Below are 6,499 nucleotides of genomic sequence, written 5' to 3'. Positions count from 1 at the left end.
ATGATGGCAGAGAGGTCACACCCGTTCCCATACCGAACACGGAAGTTAAGCTCTCTAGCGCCGATGGTAGTTGGGACCTTGTCCCTGTGAGAGTAGGACGTCGCCAAGCAACTAAACACGAGTCAAATGACTCGTGTTTTTTCGTGTTTTCTTTTATAATCCATAGTAATTAAAAAAATATGCTTAAATAATTACTATTTTGATTAAATGCAGGGGAATGTGGCTAGGATAGTGAATAAGCAAAAGAGTTGCAAATTTTATTAATACGTATATAATTAAAGTCAAAGATAGTCAAAGTCAATAAAGGTGGCGGATAAATGAGAAATATATCTGATATCATTGAGCAATATCTAAAGCAAGTTATTGACTTAAGTAATAATAATGTGATTGAAATCAAAAGAAATGAGATTGCGGATCGATTCGAGTGCGTACCATCTCAAATCAATTATGTAATCAATACCCGTTTTACATTAGAAAGAGGATTTGTAGTAGAAAGTAAACGTGGTGGAGGAGGTTACATTCGCATTATAAAAGTCAAACTGCATGATGATATAGACATTATTGATCAAATGCTTCATATGATTGATCATAGCGTTGCACAAGGGAATGCAGAGAGTATGATTATACGTTTATTAGAAGAGGGAATCATAACAGGCCGTGAAGCAAAATTAATGTTAAGTGTACTAGATCGTTCTGTATTATCAATGGATATTCCTTCTCGAGATGAACTTAGGGCTCGAATATTATGCGCAATGTTAAGAACACTGAAATATAAATAAATACAGCTTTTGTAAAAGAATGATAATTAAGATAGGGCAGTTAAATATTGTAGAAGTTTTGAAAAAGAGCATGTACTTTTATCTGAGTGGATTAAGGAAAGAGGACAATCTAGTAATGTATGAAAAGTATCATGAGGTAGATCGTTCCTGTTGTAAAGGTGGGGATATTGATGACTTGTCAAAACTGTAATATAAGACCAGCAACTTTACATTATACAAAAGTAATCAACGAGAAGAAGGCGGAAGTTCATCTTTGTGAGCAATGTGCGGAGCAAAGTGGCTATACGTCTTTCTTTCAATCATCACAGTCTAACTTTTCATTTCATGATGTATTTGCTGGTTTATTACACGGTGAATCAACAATGTTTGGAGAAGGAAAAAACGGGTTTTCAAATACAAATACAGTAAGATGTCCAGATTGTAAGATGACATATGAACATTTTACAAAAGTGGGACGCTTTGGTTGTGCTTCTTGTTACGATACATTTAAAGGACACTTAAACCCATTGTTAAAGCGACTTCATGGTGGACATACAGAACATTGTGGAAAAATTCCGGAACGAATGGAAGGAAATATCCACTTAAAGAAAGAATTAGATGAACTAAAACTTATTCTGAAACAATATGTACAGAATGAGGAGTTTGAGAAAGCTGCTGAGGTAAGAGATGAGATTCGAGGGCTTGAAACTCAGCTTAGTGAGCATAGAGAGGGGGAGTAGTTCTATGTCACTGGACAAAATTATGAATGAAGCGATTAGTCCATGGATGAAGGGGGATGGCCCTGATTCTGATATTGTTTTAAGTAGTCGAATTCGTTTGGCTCGTAATTTTAAGCAATATCAATTTTCTACTATGCAAAACGAAGAGGAAGCTCAAAAGGTTCAAGAATTATTTAAAAAGAAATTTATAAATAAAGCGGTAGAGCCCTTTGGGAAGTTTGGACTATTAAAAATGAATGAACTAACTCCTCTTCAAAGGCGAGTTTTAGTCGAAAAGCATTTAATTAGTCCAAATCTAGCAGGGACCGAATATGGAGCATGTCTGTTATCAGAAAGCGAACACATTAGTGTGATGCTTAATGAGGAAGACCACATTAGGATTCAGTGCCTATTTCCAGGACTACAGTTATCAAAGGCGCTTCAAAGCGCCAATCAAATAGATAATTGGATTGAGAAAGAGGTTGAATATGCTTTTGATGAATCACTTGGATATATTACGAGTTGTCCTACTAACGTTGGTACAGGATTAAGAGCTTCTGTAATGATTCATTTACCAGGGCTGGTTTTAACAAAAAGAATTAGCCGTATTATACAAGTAATTCAAAAATTAGGTTTAGTAGTAAGAGGAATATACGGTGAAGGTAGCGAAGCGTTAGGTAATATATTTCAAGTATCAAATCAAATGACGTTAGGGAAATCCGAAGAAGATATTATTGCAGATTTAAAGAGTGTCATGCAGCAAATTATACAACAAGAAAAATTGGCCAGAGAATTAATTGTACAAAATTCGAGCATTGAGCTTGAAGATAAGGTTTATCGTTCTTACGGTATACTAGCAAACAGTCGTTTAATTCAATCTGCAGAAGCGGCAACTTGCTTATCGGATGTACGACTCGGTATTGATCTAGGATATATAAAAGGTATATCGAGAAATATTTTGACTGAGCTAATGGTTCTTACGCAACCTGGTATTTTACAACAATATGCAGGAGGACCTTTAGGACCAGAAGAAAGAGATTATCGAAGAGCAACCTTAATCCGTGAGCGATTACGTATTGAAAAAAACTAAGCGCAAGTAGGAGGCGATTTCTATGATGTTTGGAAGATTTACAGAAAGAGCACAGAAAGTATTAGCTTTATCTCAAGAGGAAGCAATTCGCATTGGGCATAATAACATTGGAACAGAACATATTTTACTTGGGCTTGTACGCGAAGGTGAAGGAATTGCAGCAAAAGCGTTAATTGCTCTTGGATTGAGCCCGGAGAAAGTGCAAAAAGAGGTAGAAGCGTTAATTGGACGTGGAACAGAAGCTTCTCAAACTGTACATTATACACCTCGTGCTAAAAAAGTTATTGAATTGTCTATGGATGAAGCGCGTAAGCTAGGACATTCTTATGTTGGAACAGAACATATTTTACTTGGCTTAATCCGTGAAGGTGAAGGTGTAGCGGCACGTGTATTAAATAATTTAGGTGTAAGCCTCAACAAAGCAAGACAACAAGTGTTACAACTTCTTGGAAGTAACGAAGCAAGTTCAGGTCACCAAGGTGGTTCATCGACAAATGCAAATACACCGACACTAGACAGTTTAGCGCGCGACTTAACAGTTGTTGCACGTGAGAATCGTTTGGATCCTGTTATTGGACGTAGTAAAGAAATTCAACGTGTAATTGAAGTGTTAAGCCGTAGAACAAAAAACAATCCAGTGTTAATTGGAGAGCCTGGTGTAGGTAAAACAGCAATTGCTGAAGGGTTAGCACAGCAAATCGTAAATAATGAAGTTCCTGAAACGTTAAGAGATAAGCGTGTTATGACACTAGATATGGGAACAGTGGTAGCTGGGACGAAATATCGTGGTGAGTTTGAAGATCGTTTAAAGAAAGTAATGGATGAAATACGTCAAGCAGGGAATATTATTCTATTTATTGATGAACTTCATACATTAATCGGTGCAGGTGGAGCAGAAGGTGCAATCGATGCATCGAATATTTTAAAACCATCTTTAGCACGCGGAGAATTACAATGTATTGGTGCGACAACTTTAGATGAGTATCGTAAATATATTGAAAAGGATGCAGCTTTAGAGAGACGTTTCCAGCCAATTCATGTTGATGAGCCGAGTCTAGAAGAATCAACTCAAATCTTGAAAGGATTACGCGATCGTTATGAGGCGCATCACCGTGTGTCTATTACAGATGATGCAATTGATGCAGCTGTAAAACTTTCAGATCGTTATATTACGGATCGTTTCTTACCAGATAAAGCAATTGATTTAATTGATGAAGCTGCTTCAAAAGTTCGCTTGCGTTCTTATACAACACCACCAAACTTAAAAGAGCTTGAAGTGAAGCTTGAGGAAATTCGAAAAGAAAAAGATGCGGCTGTACAAAGTCAAGAGTTTGAAAAGGCTGCTTCCTTACGTGATATGGAACAACGCTTACGTGAGAAATTGGAAGATACAAAACGTCAGTGGAAAGAACAACAAGGAAAAGAAAATTCAGAGGTTACGGTAGAAGATATTGCAAATGTCGTTTCTACATGGACACGTATCCCTGTTTCTAAACTTGCACAAACAGAGACTGATAAATTATTAAACTTAGAATCCATTCTTCATGATCGTGTCATCGGTCAGGATGAAGCTGTAGTGGCTGTAGCGAAAGCTGTTCGTCGTGCAAGAGCAGGATTGAAAGATCCGAAACGTCCAATTGGTTCATTTATTTTCTTAGGGCCAACAGGTGTAGGTAAAACAGAATTAGCAAGAGCATTGGCAGAATCTATGTTCGGTGATGAGGATGCAATGATTCGCATTGATATGTCTGAGTATATGGAGAAACATTCAACTTCTCGCTTAGTTGGTTCTCCTCCAGGATATGTTGGGTATGAAGAAGGCGGACAATTAACAGAGAAGGTTCGTCGTAAGCCTTATTCAGTTGTCCTATTAGATGAAGTAGAGAAGGCACATCCTGATGTATTTAATATTCTACTACAGGTATTGGAAGATGGTCGTTTAACTGATTCTAAAGGACGTACAGTTGATTTCCGTAATACGATTGTTATTATGACGTCTAACGTTGGTGCTGAGGCGTTAAAACGTAACAAACATCTTGGATTTAACGTACAAGATGAAAGCCGTGATTATTCGGATATGAAAGGTAAAGTAATGGATGAGCTGAAAAAGGCATTTCGTCCAGAATTCTTAAACCGTATTGATGAAATTATCGTATTCCATATGCTTGAGAAAAAACATATTCAAGAAATTGTGACTCTTATGGTAAATCAGTTAGTGAATCGCTTAAAAGAACAAGAAATTGAATTGCACTTAACAGAAGGAGCGATTGCAGCTATTGCTGATAAAGGGTTTGATCGTGAATATGGTGCTCGTCCACTACGTAGAGCAATTCAGAAGCATGTAGAAGATAGACTATCGGAAGAACTTTTAAAAGGTGCTATTGAGAAAGGTCAAAAAGTTATCTTTGATGTAGAAGGGGAAACATTTGTCATTCATAGTGCTGAAAAGGTAAAATAAGTATAGACAAACTAAGAGGGCTACGAGATAGCCCTCTTTCTTGTACGAGAAGGTCAAATGTTTATAGATGAAAGCGAAGTGAAATATAAAAAGATATGGCTAAAAAGAAAACAAAATTCACATGTCAAGAGTGTGGTTATCAATCACCAAAATATATGGGTAAATGTCCAGGGTGTGGTCAATGGAATTCGCTTGTTGAAGAGATGGAACCCGTTGTATCATCCAGACGCCTAAATTATGCAAATGCAATTCAAACAGAAGTAACAAAACCAAGACGTCTTACAGAAGTAGAAACAAAGTCTGAGGCACGTATTGAAACAAAATTTCAAGAGTTTAACCGTGTACTAGGTGGCGGAATTGTAGATGGATCTTTAGTACTTATTGGTGGGGACCCTGGGATTGGAAAATCAACGTTATTATTACAGATTTCCTCGCAATTAGCAGATGCTTCATATGATGTATTGTATATATCAGGTGAGGAGTCAGCAAAGCAGATTAAACTTCGTGCAGATCGTTTACATGTAAATGGTAGTAATCTATTTGTTGTATCAGAGACAGATTTACAGCGTATTGCAGCACATATTGAAGAGATGAATCCTGCTTTTGTTGTTATTGATTCTATTCAAACGATACATTTACCTGAGGTAACATCAGCTCCTGGTAGTGTGGCGCAAGTACGTGAATGTACAGCAGAATTAATGAAACTTGCAAAAACAAAGGGAATCCCAATTTTCATCGTAGGACATGTGACAAAAGAAGGTGCAATTGCGGGACCGCGTATGCTAGAACATATGGTTGATGCAGTTCTTTACTTTGAAGGAGATCGACACCATACATATCGTATTTTACGAGCTGTAAAGAATCGTTTTGGTTCTACGAATGAAATGGGTATCTTTGAAATGAAAGAACTTGGCCTTGCAGAAGTCTTAAATCCTTCTGAAATTTTCCTTGAGGAAAGACCAGTTGGAGTTGCAGGTTCAACAGTAGTTGCCTCAATGGAAGGAACAAGACCAGTTTTAGTAGAAATACAGGCATTAATTTCCCCTACTAGTTTTGGAAATCCTCGAAGAATGGCGACAGGAATTGATCATAATCGTGTCTCGCTTATTATGGCGGTACTAGAGAAAAGAACAGGTTTACTATTACAAAATCAAGATGCGTATTTAAAAGTAGCTGGTGGTTTGAAATTAGACGAACCGGCAATTGATTTAGCTGTCGCCTTAAGTATAGCTTCAAGTTTTAGAGATAAATCTACGGCACCAACTGATGCGGTAATAGGAGAAGTTGGATTAACTGGAGAAATAAGAAGAGTATCAAGAATTGAACAACGTGTACAAGAAGCAGCTAAATTAGGATTTCAACGTGCTATCATTCCTAGAAAAAATTTAGGGGGATGGACAATTCCAGAGGGGATTGAGGTTGTAGGTGTTTCTAATTTGGGAGAAGCGCTTCGTTTGACATTAGGAGGCTAGGC

The 6,499-nt window shown here is 37.4% G+C and carries 5 protein-coding genes and 1 rRNA gene; all 6 read left to right on the top strand.

Annotated features, from left to right (window positions below):
- A 5S ribosomal RNA gene (rrf, locus tag ACTFN4_RS28900) occupies window positions 1-109 on the top strand; the annotation flags it as partial.
- Window positions 110-317: 208 nt separating this feature from the next.
- Window positions 318-779, top strand: a complete 462-nt coding sequence (ctsR, locus tag ACTFN4_RS28895; RefSeq protein WP_001244565.1) for a transcriptional regulator CtsR — start codon at window positions 318-320, stop codon at window positions 777-779.
- Window positions 780-949: 170 nt separating this feature from the next.
- Window positions 950-1,498 (top strand): UvrB/UvrC motif-containing protein, encoded by a 549-nt coding sequence (locus ACTFN4_RS28890; RefSeq protein WP_000128399.1) that lies wholly within the window; start codon window positions 950-952, stop codon window positions 1,496-1,498.
- Between the two features lie 4 nt (window positions 1,499-1,502).
- Window positions 1,503-2,567, top strand: coding sequence for a protein arginine kinase (locus ACTFN4_RS28885; RefSeq protein ID WP_000050842.1), 1,065 nt, complete (start codon window positions 1,503-1,505; stop codon window positions 2,565-2,567).
- A gap of 22 nt (window positions 2,568-2,589) precedes the next feature.
- The gene (gene clpC / locus ACTFN4_RS28880; RefSeq protein ID WP_000971183.1) at window positions 2,590-5,025 is read left to right on the top strand and encodes an ATP-dependent protease ATP-binding subunit ClpC; all 2,436 of its coding nucleotides are present in this window, start codon (window positions 2,590-2,592) and stop codon (window positions 5,023-5,025) included.
- 95 nt (window positions 5,026-5,120) lie between these two features.
- Window positions 5,121-6,497, top strand: a complete 1,377-nt coding sequence (gene radA, locus ACTFN4_RS28875) for a DNA repair protein RadA (protein WP_001085202.1) — start codon at window positions 5,121-5,123, stop codon at window positions 6,495-6,497.
- Window positions 6,498-6,499 lie beyond the last annotated feature (2 nt).

It is taken from the genome of Bacillus cereus group sp. MYBK95-2, from assembly GCF_051915225.1.
In the GTDB taxonomy this organism is placed as follows: domain Bacteria; phylum Bacillota; class Bacilli; order Bacillales; family Bacillaceae_G; genus Bacillus_A; species Bacillus_A cereus.
Note: the sequence above shows the minus strand (reverse complement) of the source record. Positions and strands in the feature narration are given on the sequence as shown.

Excerpts from the sequence above, each read along its gene's own strand:
- ctsR (WP_001244565.1), top strand. The coding sequence starts at position 318 with ATGAGAAATATATCTGATATCATTGAGCAATATCTAAAGCAAGTTATT.
- ACTFN4_RS28890 (WP_000128399.1), top strand. The coding sequence starts at position 950 with ATGACTTGTCAAAACTGTAATATAAGACCAGCAACTTTACATTATACA.
- ACTFN4_RS28885 (WP_000050842.1), top strand. The coding sequence starts at position 1,503 with ATGTCACTGGACAAAATTATGAATGAAGCGATTAGTCCATGGATGAAG.
- clpC (WP_000971183.1), top strand. The coding sequence starts at position 2,590 with ATGATGTTTGGAAGATTTACAGAAAGAGCACAGAAAGTATTAGCTTTA.
- radA (WP_001085202.1), top strand. The coding sequence starts at position 5,121 with ATGGCTAAAAAGAAAACAAAATTCACATGTCAAGAGTGTGGTTATCAA.